Source organism: Sphingobacterium sp. NPDC055431 (assembly GCF_053644255.1).
The window spans coordinates 218,578-239,507 of sequence record NZ_JBSHLH010000004.1 but is presented as its reverse complement, the minus strand read 5'-3'; the positions used below and the strand labels follow the sequence as shown (position 1 = coordinate 239,507).

17 protein-coding genes are annotated in these 20,930 nt (G+C 40.5%); 7 read left to right on the top strand and 10 right to left on the bottom strand.

The features are described 5' to 3' along the window. Nucleotides 1–72: 72 nt before the first annotated feature. From ACWIB3_RS06695 to ACWIB3_RS06670, 6 genes are all read right to left on the bottom strand, one after another. Complete coding sequence (locus tag ACWIB3_RS06695) at nucleotides 73–453, bottom strand: hypothetical protein (RefSeq protein ID WP_254527270.1); 381 nt, start codon at nucleotides 451–453, stop codon at nucleotides 73–75. Beyond that, nucleotides 453–1,031 (bottom strand): DJ-1/PfpI family protein, encoded by a 579-nt coding sequence (locus tag ACWIB3_RS06690; protein ID WP_185212224.1) that lies wholly within the window; start codon nucleotides 1,029–1,031, stop codon nucleotides 453–455. The genes ACWIB3_RS06695 and ACWIB3_RS06690 overlap by 1 nt, the downstream gene beginning before the upstream one ends. A gap of 18 nt (nucleotides 1,032–1,049) precedes the next feature. Continuing rightward, nucleotides 1,050–1,616: an NAD(P)H-dependent oxidoreductase gene (locus ACWIB3_RS06685; RefSeq protein WP_185216403.1), complete on the bottom strand. Its 567-nt coding sequence runs from the start codon at nucleotides 1,614–1,616 to the stop codon at nucleotides 1,050–1,052. A 315-nt stretch (nucleotides 1,617–1,931) separates the two neighbouring features. After that, a complete protein-coding gene (locus tag ACWIB3_RS06680) occupies nucleotides 1,932–2,501 on the bottom strand; it encodes a pentapeptide repeat-containing protein (RefSeq protein WP_313259363.1) in 570 nt (189 codons plus the stop codon). Between the two features lie 22 nt (nucleotides 2,502–2,523). Beyond that, nucleotides 2,524–3,096, bottom strand: coding sequence for a Crp/Fnr family transcriptional regulator (locus tag ACWIB3_RS06675; RefSeq protein WP_185212221.1), 573 nt, complete (start codon nucleotides 3,094–3,096; stop codon nucleotides 2,524–2,526). Nucleotides 3,097–3,139: 43 nt separating this feature from the next. Next, a complete protein-coding gene (locus tag ACWIB3_RS06670) occupies nucleotides 3,140–4,825 on the bottom strand; it encodes a pseudouridine synthase (RefSeq protein ID WP_454291227.1) in 1,686 nt (561 codons plus the stop codon). Between the two features lie 145 nt (nucleotides 4,826–4,970). Between ACWIB3_RS06670 and ACWIB3_RS06665 the strand changes: the two genes are divergently transcribed. The 3 genes from ACWIB3_RS06665 to ACWIB3_RS06655 all read left to right on the top strand — a co-directional run bounded on the left by ACWIB3_RS06665 (nucleotide 4,971) and on the right by ACWIB3_RS06655 (nucleotide 7,395). Then, entirely contained in the window at nucleotides 4,971–5,930 is a 960-nt protein-coding gene (locus tag ACWIB3_RS06665; protein ID WP_454291226.1) for an aldo/keto reductase, read from the top strand. 27 nt (nucleotides 5,931–5,957) lie between these two features. After that, a complete protein-coding gene (locus ACWIB3_RS06660) occupies nucleotides 5,958–6,428 on the top strand; it encodes a Dps family protein (RefSeq protein WP_185212218.1) in 471 nt (156 codons plus the stop codon). A 148-nt stretch (nucleotides 6,429–6,576) separates the two neighbouring features. Continuing rightward, nucleotides 6,577–7,395 carry a ZIP family metal transporter gene (locus ACWIB3_RS06655; protein ID WP_185212217.1) on the top strand — a complete coding sequence of 273 codons (819 nt, stop codon included), beginning with the start codon at nucleotides 6,577–6,579 and terminating at the stop codon, nucleotides 7,393–7,395. Between the two features lie 819 nt (nucleotides 7,396–8,214). On the opposite strand, the gene ACWIB3_RS06650 is transcribed toward ACWIB3_RS06655, so the two are convergent. The 3 genes from ACWIB3_RS06650 to gyrA are packed head-to-tail and all read right to left on the bottom strand — an operon-like array spanning nucleotide 8,215 to nucleotide 13,068. Beyond that, complete coding sequence (locus ACWIB3_RS06650; RefSeq protein ID WP_185212215.1) at nucleotides 8,215–9,390, bottom strand: tetratricopeptide repeat protein; 1,176 nt, start codon at nucleotides 9,388–9,390, stop codon at nucleotides 8,215–8,217. Nucleotides 9,391–9,407: 17 nt separating this feature from the next. Beyond that, entirely contained in the window at nucleotides 9,408–10,541 is a 1,134-nt protein-coding gene (locus tag ACWIB3_RS06645; RefSeq protein WP_214648410.1) for a tetratricopeptide repeat protein, read from the bottom strand. Next, nucleotides 10,504–13,068 (bottom strand): DNA gyrase subunit A, encoded by a 2,565-nt coding sequence (gene gyrA, locus ACWIB3_RS06640; RefSeq protein ID WP_454291225.1) that lies wholly within the window; start codon nucleotides 13,066–13,068, stop codon nucleotides 10,504–10,506. Before gyrA ends, ACWIB3_RS06645 begins: the two co-directional genes overlap by 38 nt. Nucleotides 13,069–13,409: 341 nt before the next feature. On the opposite strand from gyrA, the gene serC reads away from it, so the two are divergent. From serC to lysA, 4 genes are all read left to right on the top strand, one after another. Further along, on the top strand, nucleotides 13,410–14,477 hold the full coding sequence (gene serC, locus ACWIB3_RS06635; RefSeq protein ID WP_185212212.1) for a 3-phosphoserine/phosphohydroxythreonine transaminase: 1,068 nt from the start codon (nucleotides 13,410–13,412) through the stop codon (nucleotides 14,475–14,477). Nucleotides 14,478–14,482: 5 nt separating this feature from the next. Next, nucleotides 14,483–15,430: a D-2-hydroxyacid dehydrogenase gene (locus ACWIB3_RS06630; protein ID WP_454291224.1), complete on the top strand. Its 948-nt coding sequence runs from the start codon at nucleotides 14,483–14,485 to the stop codon at nucleotides 15,428–15,430. 115 nt (nucleotides 15,431–15,545) lie between these two features. Continuing rightward, the gene (locus ACWIB3_RS06625; RefSeq protein ID WP_185212210.1) at nucleotides 15,546–16,859 is read left to right on the top strand and encodes an aspartate kinase; all 1,314 of its coding nucleotides are present in this window, start codon (nucleotides 15,546–15,548) and stop codon (nucleotides 16,857–16,859) included. Between the two features lie 5 nt (nucleotides 16,860–16,864). Next, complete coding sequence (lysA, locus tag ACWIB3_RS06620; RefSeq protein WP_454291223.1) at nucleotides 16,865–18,028, top strand: diaminopimelate decarboxylase; 1,164 nt, start codon at nucleotides 16,865–16,867, stop codon at nucleotides 18,026–18,028. A 205-nt stretch (nucleotides 18,029–18,233) separates the two neighbouring features. On the opposite strand, the gene clpB is transcribed toward lysA, so the two are convergent. Continuing rightward, nucleotides 18,234–20,834 (bottom strand): ATP-dependent chaperone ClpB, encoded by a 2,601-nt coding sequence (gene clpB / locus ACWIB3_RS06615; RefSeq protein ID WP_454291222.1) that lies wholly within the window; start codon nucleotides 20,832–20,834, stop codon nucleotides 18,234–18,236. Nucleotides 20,835–20,930: the final 96 nt, after the last annotated feature.

Sequence of the window (20,930 nt, the reverse complement as noted above, 5' to 3'; positions counted from 1 at the left end):
GTATTTACGTAAAACAACAAAAGCTGCTATGATTAAACATTGCAGCTTTTGTTGTTTTTATTTTTTAATGGTTTATTTGCTTACTCCTCGACGACTCAAGATATTGATGGCCTCATATTTACTGTTGTCATAGTGGGGGTCTTCGAGCTGAAGACTGGTTGGATATGGCTTACTCTTGTCAAAGAAATAAATCTTCGTCACGCTGCCATAATCATTCACAGGGAACAGATCTGCACACTTATCGTATTGTGCGTTCAATTGATCCTTCACTGTAACAGCGTAGATCCTGATTATCCCACCCTTATTGTTTTCATTGCGCACAAACGCTACCTCTTCAAATCCACCGGGTAGGTCCTCAATGGAGGGTTGGGAATAGGCATCATATATGAAATATCCCAAAATCAAGATCAAGGGGATGGCAATAAACCATATTTTCTTCTTTTTTTTCTCCATTATAGAGTGATCTTTACGCCTAATAGTTTATAGAATTCCTTCAGGATGTTCTGATGGCCAGGCCATGCTGGTGATGTAACTAGGTTTCCGTCAACTACTGCTTGGTCTGCCGGAATGTTTTTCCAAGTGCCACCTGCCAACTCGATATCCGGACCTACGGCTACATATGCCGTTAAAGTCCTTCCTTGCAATACTTTTGCAGCGGTCAAGACCTGTATACCATGGCAGATTGCTGCAACAGGTTTGTCTTTATCAAAAAAGTCCTTTGTAATCTCCAGGACGCGTTTATTCAAACGGATATATTCTGCCGAACGTCCACCTGCAATATACAGTCCGTCATAATCTTCGGTATTGATCGAATCAAAATCTTTGTTGATTGCAAAGTTATGTCCTCTCAATTCCTTATAAGTTTGATCTCCCGTGAAATCATGGACTGCTGTAGGGACCACATCGCCTTTTTTGCGGTCAGGAGCTACGGTATCCACTTCGATTCCAACAGACTCCATTGCTTGAAAAGGAACCATTGCTTCATAGTCCTCTACGTAATCACCAACTAATAATAATACTTTCTTTGCCATAATATTGAAAATTTAATTTTACTGTTGTCTTTTATTGATAATCTCAGCCATCAGCCGTTTCGTCTTTCTGACTTTTGCCTCCAATTGGCTCCTCAATACATTGCTAATAACACCTTTTCCTTCCTCAAAGTTTTTGCTGAATTCAGGCAGGGAGAAGGTCTCCAAAACTTGGGCAGCATCCCTTGGCATCCGGGCTTCTGCTATTTCCAAAACGGACTGTCCGCCACGGGCACCCTGACTGGTCGCTAACAGAAAAACCGGTTTCTCAGGAAATACCTTTCTGCCCTTGATCCTGGAAATCCAATCGATCAGGTTCTTGTAGCCCACATTATAATTGCCATTGTTCTCTGCAAAAGAGATGATTATGAAGTCCGCCCAGTCAATATGGGCAGCAAACTCTGTCGCTGCATTGGGAATGCCGATCTCTTTCTCCAGATCCTTTGAAAATAAGGGTAGTTCAAAATTGTTGATGTCTAAAACAAGGATTTCATCATCAACTTCCTTATAATACTTACTTACACTGTTTACTAATTTTTTATTGATTGAATCTGAACTATTGCTAGCTCCAAAAGCCAATATTTTCATATCCATAAATTTAAGGAATATGAATGAGAATTAGTAGGGAAGGTTGAGATATTGACCAAATATGACATTGAAACATTTGCTGCTTAAAGATGATTTTGTCAATTTTTGGCGCCTTCATAAAATTTTATTTTGGAAGTTTAGACCGCTATTTCTTTCGAAATTCATTTTACTCTCATTCGAGACATATTCGGAAAATTCGGAATATGTCTCGAATGAGGTCAAATTGAAGTCCAAAAAACTTAGCTGGAAAACCCAATCATATTTGGGGGTGGATCCTAAAAATCTGTAGGAATAAATTCTATAAATCAGGTTAGTTTAATGACTAACTGAAATTTTATGTTTTTGCAACAGCCCCGGTAAACTGACCAAACTAAATTTAGCAGCCTTGATTTTGTTTTGGTCTGGATCGAGCTGTAGGTTTTGAGATCCTCGGAAATCGACCTTTTCAAGGTTGCTATTGAAAAACTGGCTTCCACCTAAATCCGAACCCTCAAAACTGCCATTGCTTAATTGGGCATTTTCAAAATCTACCTGCTGCAACCTGCAGTTTATGAATTTTGTCCCTTTGATATTGCAATTGAAGAAGGAGCTGTGATCTAATGTACAGCCTTCAAACTGTAATTGCAAGTTAAATGGATTGGCGCTGTCAAAACGCATCCCCAGCAATTTGCAGTTTTTGAACTTACAGTCCTGGAAACTGGTTTGCTCTATCTTGGATAGGGAAAGATTACACTCGGTAAATATACAATCTATAAACTTAACTTCGTTTAGGTTCAGGCCTTCAAAATTGCATTGTTCAAACCTGCAATATTCATACTCTGCCTTTACGAATGTGTTCTCTTGAAAATTGATATTTTTGAAGGTCTGATCTTCAAAGTATTCCATGCTTAATTATATTTTTATTAACTCAATCGTTTAGGATCTCTTTACGGATTCGGCTTAGGGAACTGTCTGTTACCCCGAGGTAAGAGGCTATATATTTTAGTGGAGCCTGTTGGATAATCTGCGGCTTTTCTTCCATCAGGTGCAGGTAGCGCATCTTTGCAGGTTCGGTGATCATCTCGGTTGCTCTTTTCTTGCTAAGGTAGAGCTCAAAGGCCATCCATGCACGGCCCCATTCCCGAAAGGCTGGAATCTTATGGAAAAGGTCTTGAAATGTTTCATAATCGATTTTCCAAAGACAGCAATCGGTAAGGCATTGGATATATTCTTGGGTCGGTATCCTTTGGAAAATAGAAGCTACTTCGATGACCACTTCATTCTTTCCTGAAAAACCCGTGGTTATTTCATTTCCGTCATAGTCATAGAGATAGGTTCGTACGAGACCGTCCTCCAAAATATAATATTCATTGGCTACCTGACCTTTTTCCAGGATATAATCTCCTTTGGTCAAGTTTATTTTTTCGTGAGCATGATAAATCTGATCTAAATCTGCTGCTTCTAGTAGTGGATGTTGATAGGCGTATTTTAATACTTCCATTGTTGGAAATTTATTCTACCAATATAAAGAAAAGCCTTGATAACTAAAATGGATCTTTGACTTCAAATTGGACCAAGGCCTTGGTCATGGGATGAACAAATTGAATAAAAGCGGCATGCAGGTGCAGGCGATCTGCACGCTTCCCATAGAGATCATCGCCGATTATGGCACAGTTTAAGCCTTTTGCATGCGCGGAATGCACCCTTAATTGATGGGTCCTGCCTGTCAAAGGAAAATAATGGATCCGGGTTTTATTACCTTCAATACTGACTACTTTATATTTTGTTTGCGCAGGTTTTCCATGTTCGTAACAAACTACCTGCCTTGGGCGATCATCTAAGTCAACACGTAAGGGGAGGTCAATCAACCCTTCTTTTCCTTCAATAAGACCATCCAATAATGCCGTATATCTCTTTTTAACGGTATGTTTGATGAATTGATCCTGGATAAACTGATGGGCATCCTTACTTTTGGCTAGGACTAAGATTCCCGAAGTGGACATATCCAAGCGATGGATAATCCATGGGCTATCAATTTCGGGATATCTGTTTTGGATTCGGGTCTGTACACTGTCTTTTACATTGATTCCGGGAACCGAAAGAAATTCTGCAGGTTTGTTGACCACTATGATGGATTCATCCTCATAAATAATTTCCAATTCCTTGTCAGCTGCTGGGTTTTCAAGCATAGGATTATCATCTACATCCAAGCCAACGAGCATATGTTCAAGAATGGGTTCACACTTGCCACGGCATGCCGGATAGTAGTTTTGGTGCTTGCGGACTTCCAGGTTAGGAGAGGATCCCCACCAAAATTCAGCCATACAGATCGGTGTTAAATGATGGTTGAAGGCATATTGCAGTAATTTCGGTGCAGCACATTCACCCGCACCAGCAGGAGGCTGGATATTTTTGCTTTCATTAAATATGGCAAGGACCGATTTGGACTCCTGTCTTGCATTCAAGAAGTGGTATTGATCAAAAAGTTGGTTTTGGAGATTCGAAGACCTAGATTTTCGTTCTGCCTTAAGCTCTTCTATCTGATCGAGGATATGGTTTAGTGCATCCTCAGCCAGCTTGATTTGCTGAGAAGACTTTTCTTTCTGTACATCATAATGGTGTTGATCCCTATAGCTTTGTTTGATTAAGTCCTCCAAAAGTTCCTGATATGTTTGCTCAGGCAGACAGGCTTGCTGGGTTATCCTACTTTCTTTGCGTTCCGTCTTGTTCTTCTTATGTAGTTTCCTCAGCTCTGATAGGATCTGTTCCTCATGTTTTTTGCATTGGACCAAGTTTTCCCTTAGCTCTTTTAATTCAGTCGAGTTTTGAAGGGCCTCTATGTATCTATTGATCTGGTTGATGTGCTCTTCTTCTTTTAGAAAGAAGCCTTGGGGATCAAGCATATCGAAAATAGGAGGGACAAAGTACCTATGTTTATTGCTGCCAGCCATTTTTCCTGAAACTGCGGCTAGAAAGCCCAGATTTCCTGCTTGATCCTGCACAACCAGGACCCCGAACATTTTCCCGATGACCAATCCTTCTTGACCATCCTTCAAACCGAAATTATGAATGAAATCATCTTGGACGGCTAAGTATTCTTGTACTTGCTCAACAGCCATAATGCTCAGTTCATGCGGGTCATAACAAAAAGGAAAGGTAAAACGCAATGGAAGTTCAATTCCTGTTGTATCTTTTTGAAAATGATGGAAGTAGGGGACTGAAGTAGACATTCTTAAATTTTGCAAAGGACAAAAATAATAATAGTTCGGATAAGGCAAGGATTTATCGACTTTTTTATGACAATAAACTCCCTGAAATCGGCCTTAATCCCTCAAAAAATGGCTATATTGTTAATGTTAAAATTAGAAAGCTCATATGGAGAAATCAGTACAACTTGCCCATTCCGATTTACATATCGTACCGATAATTTTCGGTGGTAATGTCTTCGGATGGACTTTGGATGAACAGCAGTCCTTTAAGATCATGGACAGTTTTGTGGATATGGGATTTGATGCCATCGATACGGCAAACAACTATTCCCATTGGGTTCCAGGAAACATAGGTGGCGAGTCTGAAACCATTATTGGAAATTGGTTCAAAGAAAGAAAAAATAGGGATAAAATTGTCTTAATGACTAAAGTCGGTGGGCGGTTTGGCTATGATAGCCAGAAAAATACGAAAGCCTCCTACATCAAGGAACAGGTCGAACTGTCTTTAAAAAGGCTTCAGACTGATTATATCGACTTATATCAAACGCATTATGATGATACCAGCACACCGGTCGAAGAGACCTTAAGGGCATACGACGATTTAATTAAAGAAGGAAAGGTAAGGTACATCGGAGCTTCGAATATATCAACGGAGCGCCTGATCGAGAGTTTAGATACCTCTACCAAGCTCTCTTTGCCTGCCTATATCTCTTTACAGCCCGAATACAATCTTTATGATCGGGAGAAATATGAACTTGAATATGAGGCCACTGCCAAGGAGTACGGTCTAGCGGTTATTCCTTATTATTCTCTGGCCAGTGGATTCTTATCAGGGAAATACCTTACGGATGATGATTTTTCGAAGTCCGCAAGGGGAGAGGGTATTGAAAAACGCTATTGGAATGAACGCGGAAAAAGGATTGTCGCAGCATTGAACGAGGTAGCCTCTGCATACAGAACTTCTGCTTCTTCAGTTGCCTTAGCGTGGCTATTGGCCCAACCAACCATTACTGCACCAATTGCAAGTGCTACAAAAGATGCCCATTTACAGAGTTTTGTTGCTGCATTGCAATTGAGGCTAGGCGAAGAAGCAATTGAAAAACTAAATGACGCTAGTCGTTATTAATATATATTAAACATAAAATTAAAAGCTATGAAAACAGATATCGGAATAAAAGAACAAGACACTAAAGTAGTTGCAGGAATTTTGAACAAACTTGTGGCTGATGAAAATGTGCTGTATACCAAAGTCAGGAATGCACATTGGAATGTGGAAGGTCCGGACTTCCATGCCCAGCATATCTTCTTTGAAGAGCTCTATTCGGAATTGGCTGAAATAATCGATGAGGTTGCAGAGCGTGTTCGTGCCATCGGTCACTATGCCGTAGGAACATTGAAAGAATTCCTGGAGCTTACCCAGCTGACTGAAATGAAATATAAAAAGAATGATAGTCAGGGTTTTATATCAGAATTGTTGAATGATTACGAGAGCTTGATTATCTCTTTAAGGGAAGATATTAAGTTAGCTGAGGAGCATAATGATGCTGGTACAGAGGACTTTCTGGTTGGCTTGTTGGAGAAACATGAGAAAACTGCTTGGATGTTGAGATCGCATTTGAGATAATCTAAATTTAAAAAGCTCTGGATCATTGGAATCCAGATGGACAATTTTACGAAAGCACCCATAGGGGTGCTTTTTGTTTTTTGCTGTTATTTTTTAGTTTTCTAGTTTAGAATGGTTAATTTCAAAAAATTATTCTCCGCTGGATCAAATGATAGAAGAATTAGTAGAATTTCTTGGAAAACAGAGTGCCGTAGTTGCTGCATTATTTGCTGGATTGTTCACTTGGGGTGTAACAGCCTTGGGAGCCGCCAGCGTATTTATATTTAAAGGGGTAAATAAAAGATTGCTGAACGGGATGCTCGGTTTTACGGGAGGGGTAATGATTGCAGCAAGTTTCTGGTCACTATTGGCGCCAGCCATTGAAATGAGTTCAGGGGAAGGTTTCAGCAAGGTTATGCCATCGGCAATCGGATTTGTCCTGGGTGCACTTTTCATCTTTGGCTTAGATAAGCTGATGCCCCATCTTCACCTTAACTTCTTGAAATCTGAAGGTCCAAAATCCTCCTTGCACCGTACTACCTTATTGACCATTGCGATAGCCTTACATAATATTCCTGAAGGGTTGGCGGTCGGGGTTTTATTTGGAGGTGCAGCCTCTGGAGTTCCTGAAGCGAGCATCACAGGGGCGGTCCTATTGGCCATGGGTATCGGCTTGCAGAACTTTCCTGAAGGTGTTGCAGTATCCATGCCCTTACGCAGAATGGGCCTATCAAGATGGAAAAGTTTCCAATACGGACAGCTTTCAGCAGTGGTAGAGCCAATTTTTGCCGTCCTAGGAGCCTTTGCCGTTGGTTTCTTTATGCCAGTTCTCCCATATGCACTTTCTTTTGCCGCTGGAGCGATGTTGTTCGTCGTTATTGAAGAAGTTATTCCAGAAACACAACAGGAAGAACACTCCGATATTCCGATCCTTGGATTTGTGTTGGGTTTTGTCGTGATGATGGTGTTGGATGTGGCTTTGGGGTAGATTAAGACATTAGACAATAGACACAAGACCATATCCCGCTTGGTAGCGACTTATTGAATAAGCCCGTTAGGCAATGTCATAAAGTTTAGTTTTTTCTGTCATGCTGAGGAACGAAGGATCTCGGAAAATGCGAACTTTCAAAATCCAAGACAACCAACATAGTATTGGCGTACAGTTCCTTGTCTTTCGATCAAGGATGACAGGGTCGGCGTTTTTTTTCTGTCATGCTGAGGAACGAAGCATCTCGGAGAAATGCTAACTTTCAAAACCCAAGACAACCATCATAGTATTGGTGTACAGTTCCTTGACCTTTGGTCAAGGATGACAGGATCGGCGGGAGGGGAACCTTACAGATTCTTCACGAATTGTTCAGAATCAGAGATGCGATAAAGAGGGATTCAGAGCACAGCGAAGAATCTATTTTTTTGATTTCTTTAAGGATCATTGTCATCGTAAGTTTGAGCAAACTATTTCCTTTCTTCAGGAAGATTCATTAAAAACATTCCACCCACGCTGTGGGTTGGCCATTTCAAATATCTAGATTCTACAAAGATGTCAGCCCCTCTGGGATTTTACGTCTACAGTATCTTAGGCTTTCCATCCTAGTTCAAATGTCTGCGGGCGTAGGCAATAAGCCCCTACAGTATTGGAGACTTTCCATCGCGAAATTGCTCATGTTCTTGGTCCATCCTCTCATCCCTTCCATCCTGGTTCAAATCCCAGATCTTGGTCCATCCTCTCATCCCTTCCATCCTGGTTCAAACCAAAAAAAAGGGATGACCATCTGATCATCCCTTTTATTATGTTGTATTGCTAAACTTAGTTTAGCGCTTCGATTTTAGCTTGCAATTCGGCAGATTTTGCTTCGTCGTTCATAAAATCATAGTAGTTTTTAAGGTTTCTTAAAGCATCTACGTTTTTAGCGTCAAGTTCAACAGCTTTTTCCAAGTAAGGAACCGCTCTTGCGATTTTACCTTTGATAGCTTCTACTTTTTTGTTGTATTCAGCGGCAGGAACTGATTTGTCTTCGTTTAACTTCATCAATTCATCACGACCACCATTCATGATAACTACGGCAGCATTGGTGTTTGCTTCCAGGTAGTTAGGGTCGATCTCGATTGCTTTTTGGTAAGAAGCTAATGCTTTTTCAGGATCTCCTGCAGCACCATAAGCAAGACCTAGGTAGTAGTGAAGGCTTTTGTTCTGTGGGTCTTTTGCTAATTGAGACTCGATATCAGATACAATCTTAGCTTCATTTCCAGTGATCAGGTTCAATTCGATGTTCTGAACAACAGCATCGTTATCATTAGGATAAGCCGTTACTGCTTCAGCAGCAGCAGCGATTGCTGATGTAGTATCACCTTTTTGAAGGTATAGTTTAGGAAGGTCCACCATAATTGTTTTATGGCTAGAGTATTCCTTAACTGGAACTAGCTCTTTGTATTTTTCGATGGCTTTGTCGTATTCCTTGTTCTGAACTGCCGCTAGACCGGAATAGAAGGTAAGGGTAGTATCACCAGGAAGGTAAACTAAAGCGTCGCTAAAGTCTGAATAAGCTGTTTTATAATCTTGTTTATCCCAAGCTGCAACACCTTGGTTGAATTTGTATTGACCTAAAGTCTGACCCGCAACAGTGATGTTTTCAGCGTGTTTTTTGTCTTTGTCAAGTTCAGTAGCTTTTTTGATTGCGTCTTGCGCTTTGGCAGCGTCTTCTGCATTCTTGTCTAAGCTAGCTAAGTTTGAGTAAACTAGGGCATAATATGTCCATGCTTCTGGATCATCTTTCGTTTTGTCATGTACTACTGCAGCATCGATTGCTTCTTTTGCAGCAGTAAGGTTTGATTTACCTAATTCAGCAGAACCTGCTCCCTTAAGTTCTTCAAACTTTACAATTGCAGCTTTTGCTTTTTTCACATTGCCCGACTGTGCGAAAAGGGCAGTGGAACTGGTTGCAAAAAGCAATCCTACAAATAATATCGATTTTCTTAAATTCATATCTATTTATTGTTTGTTTAATTTGTAAGTTGGTTTAACAAAAGATTCACTCGGTCTAATTGAGCTTCATCTTCAGTCTTTTGATAGAATAAAGCTAAGGATTTCAAAGCATTTATTTCATAAGGCTTAATTTCATTTGCTTTTAGCAAATAATTTTGGGCATTATATTGTGCTTCTTGATTTTCATTATCCTTCAAGAAAGTATTCAAGTTGATTAGACCTAGGGCTAGATTAGACTCATAGTTATTTGGGTCCAATTCAAGTACTTTCTCATAATATGTCTTAGCTATCTCTAAATTATTGGCATTTTCATTTGCATATCCTGCCAAGTAATTTAATTCTATATTTTCCGGCTCGAGTTTGATGGCCTGTTCAATAATAGGAACGATGGCATCATATGCATCACTTTTTGCATATTTATCGATCAGCAAGAACAGCAAAGCTTTGTCATCAGCATATTTGGTCCTTCCTTCTTCCAAGGTTGAGAGCGCTTGTTGCTTCTCATCCAGTTGGTCGTATAGATTGGCCAATTCGATATACTGGTTTGGAGTCATGTTACCAGCTTCATGGATCTTTCCATAATACTTGATGGCTTCCTCCGGTTTACCTGCTTTGCTGGCTAAAAGTGCTAAATTGTAGGTTACATCTCCACTTTTGGCATCTAAGGCATCAACCTTGCTGAAATCTGCAAAGGCTTCGTCAAACTTTTTGTTTTCTAGCGATTTGTTTGCGCGATAAATCAGTGCGGCAGCCAAGTTTTGGTTGACATAGCTTATTTCTCCAGAGTATCCCGGTCTGTCTTTCTTATCGATTTTATCCATCGTCTGATAAGTCAGATCGATAGGGTCAGCATTCAACTTAATGGTCCTTGCAGAATCTGCATAAGCAATTGAACTCAAAACCATGGCTCTTAAGACATTCACGCGCGTTTTGGAAGAGTCGCGTCTTGTCTTGTAGATATTGTCGATTTGTTTCCTGGCATTATCAAGGTTGGCGATGTTACCAGTTTGGGTGTATAATGCAAAGGCATTGCTGGCTTCTTTATAAGCCGACTGTCCGAAAGCACTATTGGCACCCAATAGTAATATAGCTCCTAAAGCACTTGAAATATATCTATTCTTGTTCTTCATTCTCCGTGTTAGCTGATTCATTGTCTGTTGAGTTTTCTGCTCCTTCAGCACCTTCAACGTCTAATTCCTCTTCTTCCTCTTGTCTTTCAACTTTGGTCACTGATGCAATTTCGTCGTTGTCTTTCAAAGTGATCAATTTCACACCTTGGGTAGCACGACCCATTACACGTAAGCTTTCAACTCCGATACGGATTACAATTCCAGATTTATTGATGATCATCAAATCGTTCTCATCAGTAACACCTTTAATAGCAACCAATTCACCTGTTTTGTCCGTAACGTTGATTGTTTTTACACCTTTACCACCACGATTGGTAATTCTATAATCATCGATATCGGTACGTTTACCGTATCCTTTCTCTGAAACTACCAGTACAGTGGTTTCTTGATTATTAACACTAATCATGCCAACTACCTCATCTTTTTCATGCGCTAAGGTAATACCACGAACACCTGTAGCTGTCCTACCCATCGGTCTTACGGTCGATTCATTGAATCGGATCGCACGACCAGAACGAAGAGCCATGACGATTTCGCTCGTACCATTGGTCAATGTTGCTTCCAATAATTGGTCACCATCATTGATGTTGATCGCATTGATACCATTTGCCCTTGGTCTTGAGTAAGCTTCAAGTGAAGTTTTCTTGATGGTACCTTTCTTAGTACACATGATGATAAAGTTGTTCTCAAGGTATTCTTGGTCCTTCAGGTTGGTTACCTTAATATAGGCCTTGATCTTCTCATCTTTTGGAATATTGATGATATTCTGAAGGGCACGACCTTTAGAAGTACGGCTTCCTTCAGGAATTTCGAATGCCCTTAACCAGAAACATCTACCTGCTTCCGTAAATAACAATAGGTAGTTATGTGCAGATGCTGTAATGATATGTTCTGTAAAGTCTTCATCGCGGGTTGTAGAGCCAATAGCTCCCTTACCACCGCGACCTTGTACACGGTACTCGGTTAATGGAGTACGTTTTACGTAACTGTTGTGGGAGATTGTGATTACTACCTCTTCATCATCGATGAAATCTTCCATACGAAGATCTTCTGCAGAATGAACTATATGAGAACGTCTTTCGTCGCCATATTTTTCTTTCACTTCAATCAGTTCATCTTTAATGATCTTGAAGCGAAGGGATTCATCAGCAAGTACTTCTTTCAAGTATTCGATGGTTTTCATCAACTCAGCATATTCTTCTTTGATCTTGTCGCGTTCCAGTCCTGTCAACCTTCTTAGGGTCATGTCCAAGATAGCTCTTGCTTGGATATCAGAAAGCGCAAATCGCTCCATCAAGCCTACACGTGCATCTTCTGGGGTATCTGAATTACGGATCAATTTGATTACCTCGTCCAAGTGGTCTAGGGCGATCAGGTAACCTTCAAGGATATGGGCTCTTTTTTCAGCTTCAGCTAATTCAAACTTAGTTCTACGGATAACCACATCATGTCTATGTTCTACGAACTCGTGGATCATATCCTTCAAGTTCAACATCTGTGGTCTACCTTTTACTAAGGCAATGTTGTTAACCGAAAAAGAGGTTTGCAAAGCGGTATGCTTATATAGGTTGTTTAGAACCACATTGGCATTCGCATCACGTTTTATTTCATAGATAACGCGGATATCTTTAGAGGATTCATCCCTGATTTCCGAGATACCTTCGATTTTCTTTTCTTGAACCAAATCGGCAGTTCTTTTGATCATCTCCGATTTGTTGACTAGGTAAGGGATTTCTGTTACGACGATGATCTCTTTACCGGTCTTGGTAGTTTCGATTTCCGCCTTAGCACGCATCACGATACGGCCACGGCCGGTTTCGAAAGCTTCTTTTACGCCATTGAAGCCATAGATCAGACCGCCAGTAGGGAAGTCAGGACCTTTGACATAGGTCATCAATTCCGAGATTTCGATATCTCTGTTGTCGATATAAGCAATGGTACCATCGATAACTTCGCTCAGGTTGTGCGGAGCCATATTGGTTGCCATACCTACGGCGATACCAGATGCGCCATTGACAAGCAGGTTCGGGATACGGGTAGGAAGAACGGTAGGTTCTTCAAGGGAGTCGTCAAAGTTTAATTTGAAATCAACGGTGTCTTTGTTAATGTCCGCCAACATTTCTTCGGTAATCTTCCTTAAGCGAGCCTCTGTATAACGCATCGCTGCAGGTGGGTCACCGTCAATCGAACCGTAGTTACCCTGTCCATCGACTAGGGGATAGCGCATGGACCAGTTTTGGGCCATACGGACCATGGTGTCATAAACGGATGAGTCACCGTGTGGGTGGTACTTACCGAGTACATCTCCAACAATACGAGCAGATTTTTTATAAGGTTTACCACTCGTTACCCCAAGGTCTAGCATACCATACAATACACGACGGTGTACTGGTTTCAGACCATCACGGGCATCAGGTAATGCGCGTGAAACGATTACCGACATCGAATAATCGATGTAGGCAGATTTCATTTGGTCTTCGATATTGATGGGGATGATCCTGTTTTCAGCAGGAACTAAATTGTTTTCGTTTTCTGTTTCTTCAGCCATTATATTTTGGTTTCAATCAATATAATAAGTGTTATATCTATAAAAGACACGTAACAGGCGAAGATACACATTTTTTTAGGTTTTTGGTACGGATTTCATCATTAAAGATATCCACAATGGAGGCGATTTGTTAATATTTTTCATAAAGTTATTTGTTTAAACAGGTATATTTGTTCAATGAGAGAATGATACCAAATGTCTTTTTAATTTAAGATATTTTAAACAAATATGGATTTTGTTTTAAAAATTTTTAAAAATATTTTACCTTTGGGCATTCAAATTAAGGTCAAACGATTGTTTAATCGTTAACCTCCTAATTTTTAACAAATTATACAAGTCTAATGAAACATAATTTCGGTGCAGGCCCATGTATTTTACCAAAAGAGGTTTTTGAAGAAGCTTCAAGAGCGGTAATTGATTTTAATGGTACAGGTTTATCAATCTTGGAAATTTCGCACCGTTCCAAAGAGTTTGAGGAAGTCGTAATCGAGACTGAGAAATTGGTCCGTGAATTACTGGAAGTTCCTGCTGGATATTCCATTTTATTCCTTCAAGGCGGTGCGAGTCAGCAATTTGCCATGGTTCCTATGAACTTATTGCCTGAAAATGGCAAGGCTTCATACCTAGATACAGGTGTTTGGGCAACAAAAGCTGCCAAAGAAGCTAAAAAAGTAGGACAGGTGGAAATCGTTGCTTCGTCGAGTGACAAAAATTACAACTATATTCCAAAGGATTTTGTAGTACCATCGGATGCTGCATATTTCCATTACACTTCAAATAATACCATCTACGGAACAGAAGTATTTGAAAAACCTAGCACATCGGTAACAACCGTTGTTGATATGTCTTCTGATATTTTGAGTAGAACAATCAATGTGTCTGAGTTTGGTTTGATCTATGCTGGTGCCCAAAAGAATATGGGTCCTGCAGGTGTTACGTTGGTAATCATCAAAGATGATCTGTTTGCTAAGTCTGGTCGTACCATTCCAACGATCTTTGATTATGAAGCACATGCCAAAGCGGGTTCTATGTACAATACGCCGCCAGTATTCTCCATCTATGTTTCCATGTTGAACCTACGTTGGTTGAAAGCTAAAGGTGGAATTTCGGTAATTGAACAAGAGAATATCATCAAGGCACGTACTTTATACGATGAGATTGACCGCAACCCATTCTTCAAAGGAACGGCAGCCGTGGAAGATCGCTCTAGAATGAACGTGACTTTCGTGATGGATACGCCTGAGTTAGAAGCAGAATTTTTGGCCTTAGCTAAGGAGCGCAATTTAATCGGTATCAAAGGCCACCGTTCAGTAGGTGGATTTAGAGCATCGATCTACAATGCATTGAGCATCAGTTCAATTAATGCATTAGTGGATACGATGAGAGAATTTGAAGAAAAGAAGAAATAATTACTATGAAAATTTTAGCTAACGATGGGATTGATCCTATCGGTAAAAAAATATTAGAGGATGCGGGCTTTGTAGTGGATACAAACCATATTCCTCAAGATGAATTGATCAATAGATTGAATGAATATGATGCAGTTACGGTACGTAGTGCAACAAAATTACGTCAGCCTTTGATCGATGCTTGCCCTAATATCAAGGTTATTGGTAGAGGCGGGGTCGGCATGGACAATATTGATGTGGATTACGCACGTTCAAAAGGTATCGCTGTAGTGAATACGCCAGCGGCATCTTCACATTCAGTTGCTGAATTGGTATTTGCACATCTATTGAATGGTGTCAGGTTCTTATTTGATTCTAACCGTAAAATGCCTGTAGAAGGAAACAGCAATTTTGCTGGATTGAAAAAAGCATATGCTGCAGGTTCTGAATTGCAAGGAAAAGTATTGGGTGTTGTTGGTTTTGGCCGTATCGGTCGTGAAACTGCTAAGATCGGTTTAGGATTGGGAATGACGGTGATCTATTCAGATTTGTTTGAAGGACCAAATTCTCTGACTTTAAACTTTGCTGGAGATGTAAGTGTCAATGTCCCTGTTGAGCAGGTTGATATCGATGCCATCTTCAAGAAATCAGACTTTATTTCCCTGCACGTTCCATTCACAGACAAGCCTGTTATTGGTAAAGAAGAGTTTGCATTATTAAAAGATGGTGTTGGCTTGGTAAATGCTTCCAGAGGAGGCGTTATTGAAGAGTTAGCTTTAGTGGAAGCGTTGAATTCTGGTAAAGTTGCTTTTGCTGCGCTTGATGTGTTTGATAATGAACCGACTCCAAGAGCGGAAATATTGAATCATCCTAAGGTTTCCTTGACTCCCCATATTGGTGCTGCAACCAATGAGGCGCAAGAACGAATCGGAGAGGAACTAGCCCAGTTATTGATCGATAACTTGAAGAAGTAGTTCTTCCGCATTAAATTATATGCGGCACAAAAGCTTTTATTTGCATTTGTGCCGCTTTTTTTTGTCAAAAGACTTATATTCACAACCTCGTAAAAACAAATAGTTTAAAATAGATATGAAAATTCTAAAATTCGGTGGAACATCCGTAGGGAGTGCTGAACGTATCCAGAGTTTATTGGATATCGTTAATCCCGCAGAGCGTCAGATTGTGGTGCTTTCAGCAGTGGCTGGAACGACAAATGCATTGGTTGAAATCTCTAAAGCTTACTTGAATGGTAAGAAGGATGAAGCCAAGGAATTGATCAAGGAACACAAGAACAAGTACGAAGCTTTAATCAAGGAACTCTTCAGCACTGAGAACGGATATAAGCAGGGTAAGGAATTGATAGATTATCATTTTAACTTAATTGCATCTTTGTCGAACGATCTTTTTACACCTACGGAAGAAAAGATCATCCTGGCACAGGGTGAATTGATGTCCACTACATTGTGGCATCTTTACCTGAGTGAAAAAGGCATAAAATCCGTATTGCTTCCGGCTCTTGATTTTATGAAAATCGACGAGGACAATGAGCCAATGGTTCCATTCATCAAAGAGAAATTGGAAGCGATTTTGGCTGAGCATCCTGATAATAGCTTATTTATCACGCAAGGATATATCTGTAGAAATTCCTTTGGTGAAATCGATAATTTACGGCGTGGTGGATCAGATTATACCGCATCATTGATCGGTGCTGCCATACAAGCCGATGAAATCCAGATCTGGACGGATATCGATGGTATGCATAACAATGATCCTAGAATTGTAAAGGGCACTACGCCGATTGCAGAACTGAGTTTTGACGAGGCTGCCGAGCTGGCCTATTTTGGTGCTAAGATCTTACATCCGCAGAGTGTGTTTCCAGCGCAACGGTATAATGTGCCAGTTCGTTTGTTGAACACGATGGACCCCCAAGCTTTTGGAACCTTGATTTCTAAAAACGGTGGACAGAAAGGGTCGATCCGTGCGGTTGCAGCGAAAGATGATATTACAGCAATCCATATCCATTCATCAAGAATGTTGTTGGCATATGGTTTCCTGAGAAAGATCTTTGAAATTTTTGAACGTTATAAAACGCCAATCGATATGATTACCACTTCAGAGGTGGCTGTATCCTTAACAATTGATGATACCAAAAATTTAGATGATATCATCCGAGAAGTGGAGGATTTTGGAAATGTAAGTGTCGATAGAAATCAAACGATCATCTGTGTAGTGGGTGATTTTGGAGCTAATACACATGGTTATGCTGCGCGAGTTTTAGATGCAGTGAAACATTTGCCATTGCGCATGGTTTCTTATGGAGGTTCAGATTACAATGTCTCCATGCTTTTGGATTCTGAGCACAAGGTAGAAGCATTAAGGTCGTTACATAATAGAATTTTTTAAAGAGAATGAACATCAATCAAATTGATTTAGGACGTTTAAACGAATTTGAAACTCCATTTTATTACTATGATCTGGACCTGTTGAATGAAACATTGGACAGGGCCAAGGCAGCAGCTGATAAAAGAGGATTTCATGTTCATTATGCACTAAAAGCTAACTTTAATGACAGGATTTTAGGTTTAATCCAATCTAAAGGCTTTGGTGCGGATTGTGTAAGTGGAAATGAGGTTCAAAAATCAATTGATTCTGGTTTTCCTGCCAATCAGATTACCTTCGCTGGTGTTGGAAAATCCGACAAGGAGATTAATTTGGCATTAAGGCATCATATTTTTGCTTTTAATGTGGAATCTATCCAAGAGCTGTTGGTGATCAATGAATTGGCGGCTAAACAGAACGTTAAGGCTCAAGTTTCTTTGCGCATTAATCCGAATGTAGATGCCCATACGCACCATTATATCACCACCGGTTTAGATGAAAATAAATTTGGTGTGCCCAATTCTGAATTGGAAAAGGCGGCTTCCGTATTAAGGGAATGTGATCATATTGATCTGTTGGGTCTGCATTTTCATGTAGGTTCGCAGATTACCGATATCAATGTGTTCAAGAGTCTTTGTGTAAAGGTAAATGAGTGGAAGAATTGGTTTGAAGAGCGCGGAACTACCATTAAAGTATTGAACGTAGGTGGTGGGCTAGGCGTGGATTATCATGAACCAGATGCCCATCCTTTTGCTGACTTTGAAGCTTATTTTGATGTATTCGATAAGTTTCTGGAAAGAACTCCACAACAAGAGGTGCATTTTGAACTGGGCCGTGCTTTGGTAGCACAAGCAGGAACTTTGTTGAGCAGGGTATTGTACACTAAAAGCGGGGTTAAGAAAAACTTTTTGATCCTTGATGCAGGTATGACCGAGCTTATGCGTCCAGCATTGTACCAGGCATTTCATAAAATCGAAAAATTAGGCAAAAACGAGGGTGTTGAAAAATTGAACTACGATGTGGTTGGGCCAATCTGTGAGAGCTCAGATTGTTTTGGAAAAGAAGTAACACTTCCTGTTTCAGAACGTGGAGATCTGATCGCTATCCGTACTGCAGGTGCTTATGGCGAAGTAATGGCTTCGAAATATAATCTTAGAGATGAAATCAGGTTTGTGTTTTCTAACGAGATTTGAGAAATGAGATTTGAGATATGAGATAGTAGAAAGGGATTTTTAGGGATTTTTAGTTATTAGACAGGGGATATAGAAATTGTGGGACGTTTAATATCTCAATACTCAAATCTCAATACTCATATCTATATCTCGTTTGATATCTCAATACTCATATCTAAATAAAAAAGAACTCCTGAGCTAAATCAGCTCAGGAGTTCTTTTTTATTTATTCCTCATTCTTGTTGAGGAAGACGAATTTTCCATCAAATGCATCCAGTTTGATTACGGAATCTCTGGATATTTTTCCTGATAGGATCTCTTTAGACAGTTCGTTGAGGATTCTTTTTTGGATGACACGTTTCAATGGTCTTGCACCATAGACAGGATCGTATCCTAATTGTGCTAACCAATCTAGGGCTTCGTCAGAAGCTGTTAGGAAGATGTTTTGTTCAGCAAGTTGTTTTTCAACCCTGTTAAATTGCATCCTAACGATATCACCAATTTCTGTTCTGGACAGTGGAGTAAACATGATCACCTCATCAATACGGTTCAAGAACTCTGGACGGATAGATTTTTGCAATAGATCCAGGACTTCATCCTTAGTTTTCGCTACGACTTCTTCTCTGTTCTCATCATTCAATTTAGAGAAATTCTCTTGGATAATATGAGAACCGGTATTGGAGGTCATGATGATGATGGTGTTCTTAAAGTTTACTACACGGCCTTTGTTGTCTGTCAAATGGCCATCATCCAATACTTGTAATAGGATATTGAATACATCCGGGTGTGCTTTTTCGATTTCATCTAATAGCACCACTGAGTATGGTCTACGACGTACGGCTTCGGTTAACTGTCCGCCTTCGTCATAACCCACGTATCCTGGAGGCGCTCCGATCAAACGCGATACGGCATGTCTTTCTTGGTACTCCGACATATCGATCCGGATCATGGCCTGTTCGTCATCGAATAGATATTCTGCCAAGGCTTTTGCAAGTTCGGTTTTACCGACCCCTGTTGTACCAAGGAAAATAAAGGAACCGATTGGGCGTTTAGCATCACTCAATCCGGTCCTTGATCTACGGATCGCATCAGCAATAGCTTCAATAGCCTCATCTTGTCCTGCGACACGCTTATGTAATTCTTCTTCCAAGTTCAATAGTTTTTCCCTTTCGGATTGAATCATTTTACTGACAGGGATACCGGTCCATTTTGAAACCACATCAGCGATATCTTCGGAAGTTACTTCTTCCTTAAGCATACGGCTGCTGTCTTGTTTCTCTGAAAGTTCTTTTTTCAAAGCATCCACTTTGTCCTGAGCTTCCTTGATCTTACCGTACCTTAATTCTGCAACCTTTCCGTAGTCGCCCGCACGTTCAGCCTGTTCAGCTTCCAGTTTGTAGTTTTCTATGTTTTGAGCCTCCGCGTTGACCTGATCTACCAAGGTCTTTTCAGATTGCCACTTAGCCCTTAATGAATCTCGTTCATTGGAAAGGTTGGCGATGGTTTCTGAAAGTTCAGAGATTTTCTTCTCGTCTTTTTCACGCTTGATCGCTTCTCTTTCAATTTCCAGTTGCATGATCCTTCGTTCCAGTTCATCGACCACAACCGGAACTGAGTTCATTTCGAGCCTCAATTTGGACGCTGCCTCATCGACTAGATCAATGGCCTTGTCTGGTAAGAATCGGTCCGTAATGTATCTTTGTGAGAGTTCTACAGCCGAAATGATAGCCTCATCCAGGATCCTAACTTTGTGGTGGGTTTCGTAACGTTCCTTGATGCCACGTAGGATAGAGATCGCATCTTGGGTATCTGGTTCTTCCACCATCACTTTCTGGAACCTACGCTCTAAGGCTTTGTCCTTTTCGAAATACTTTTGATACTCGTTTAGGGTCGTTGCACCGATTGTCCTCAACTCACCACGCGCCAATGCAGGTTTCAGGATGTTTGCAGCATCCATAGCGCCCTCACCGCCACCAGCACCAACTAAGGTGTGGATCTCATCAATGAACAGGATGATTTCACCGTCGCTGTCGGATACTTCCTTAACTACAGCCTTTAGGCGTTCTTCGAATTCACCCTTATATTTCGCACCGGCAACCAATGCACCCATATCCAAAGAGAATACGGTTTTGGTCTTCAAGTTTTCAGGAGCATCACCTTTTATGATTCGGTAGGCAATACCTTCGGCAATCGCTGTTTTACCTACTCCAGGCTCACCAACCAAGATCGGATTGTTCTTTGTCCTACGGGATAAGATCTGCATGACGCGTCTGATTTCTTCATCGCGACCGATTACAGGGTCGAGTTTGCCAGATTCAGCATATTCATTAAGATTCCTAGCATATTTGTTCAATGCATTGTAGGTTGCTTCGGCATTTTGGTCAGTTACCCTTGAATTTCCCCTCAATTCTTTTATTGCGGTTTTTAGGTCTTTTTCAGTGACTCCTTGGTCTTTCAATAGGCTGGCAACCTTGTCGCCGGATAGCAATAGTCCTAACAGGATATGCTCAATGGAGACGAACTCATCGTTAAATTCCTTCAAAAAGCTCTGAGCTTTCTGTAATACAGCGGTAGCGGAGTTGCTTAGATAAACATTGCTTCCGCTTACCTTAGGGTAGGATTCGATAATTTTATCGACCTCTTTGCTCAGGTAGCTGATATTGACGTTTAGTTTCTTGAGTAAATGGGAAATGACATTCTCATCTACTGATAATAAGGCTTTCATGATATGCGCTGGCTCGATCGCTTGTTGCTGATGGCCAGATGCAATTTCTGAAGCTTTTTGTATTGCCTCTTGGGCTTTGATTGTAAAGTTGTTAAAGTTCATATGTAGTTTCGCTATATGTAATAAGAGGTTAACAAAAGGAATGCCTACAGTGTTTTTAGTTATTTTACTGTAATATTGACAGTTAAATTTAAATAC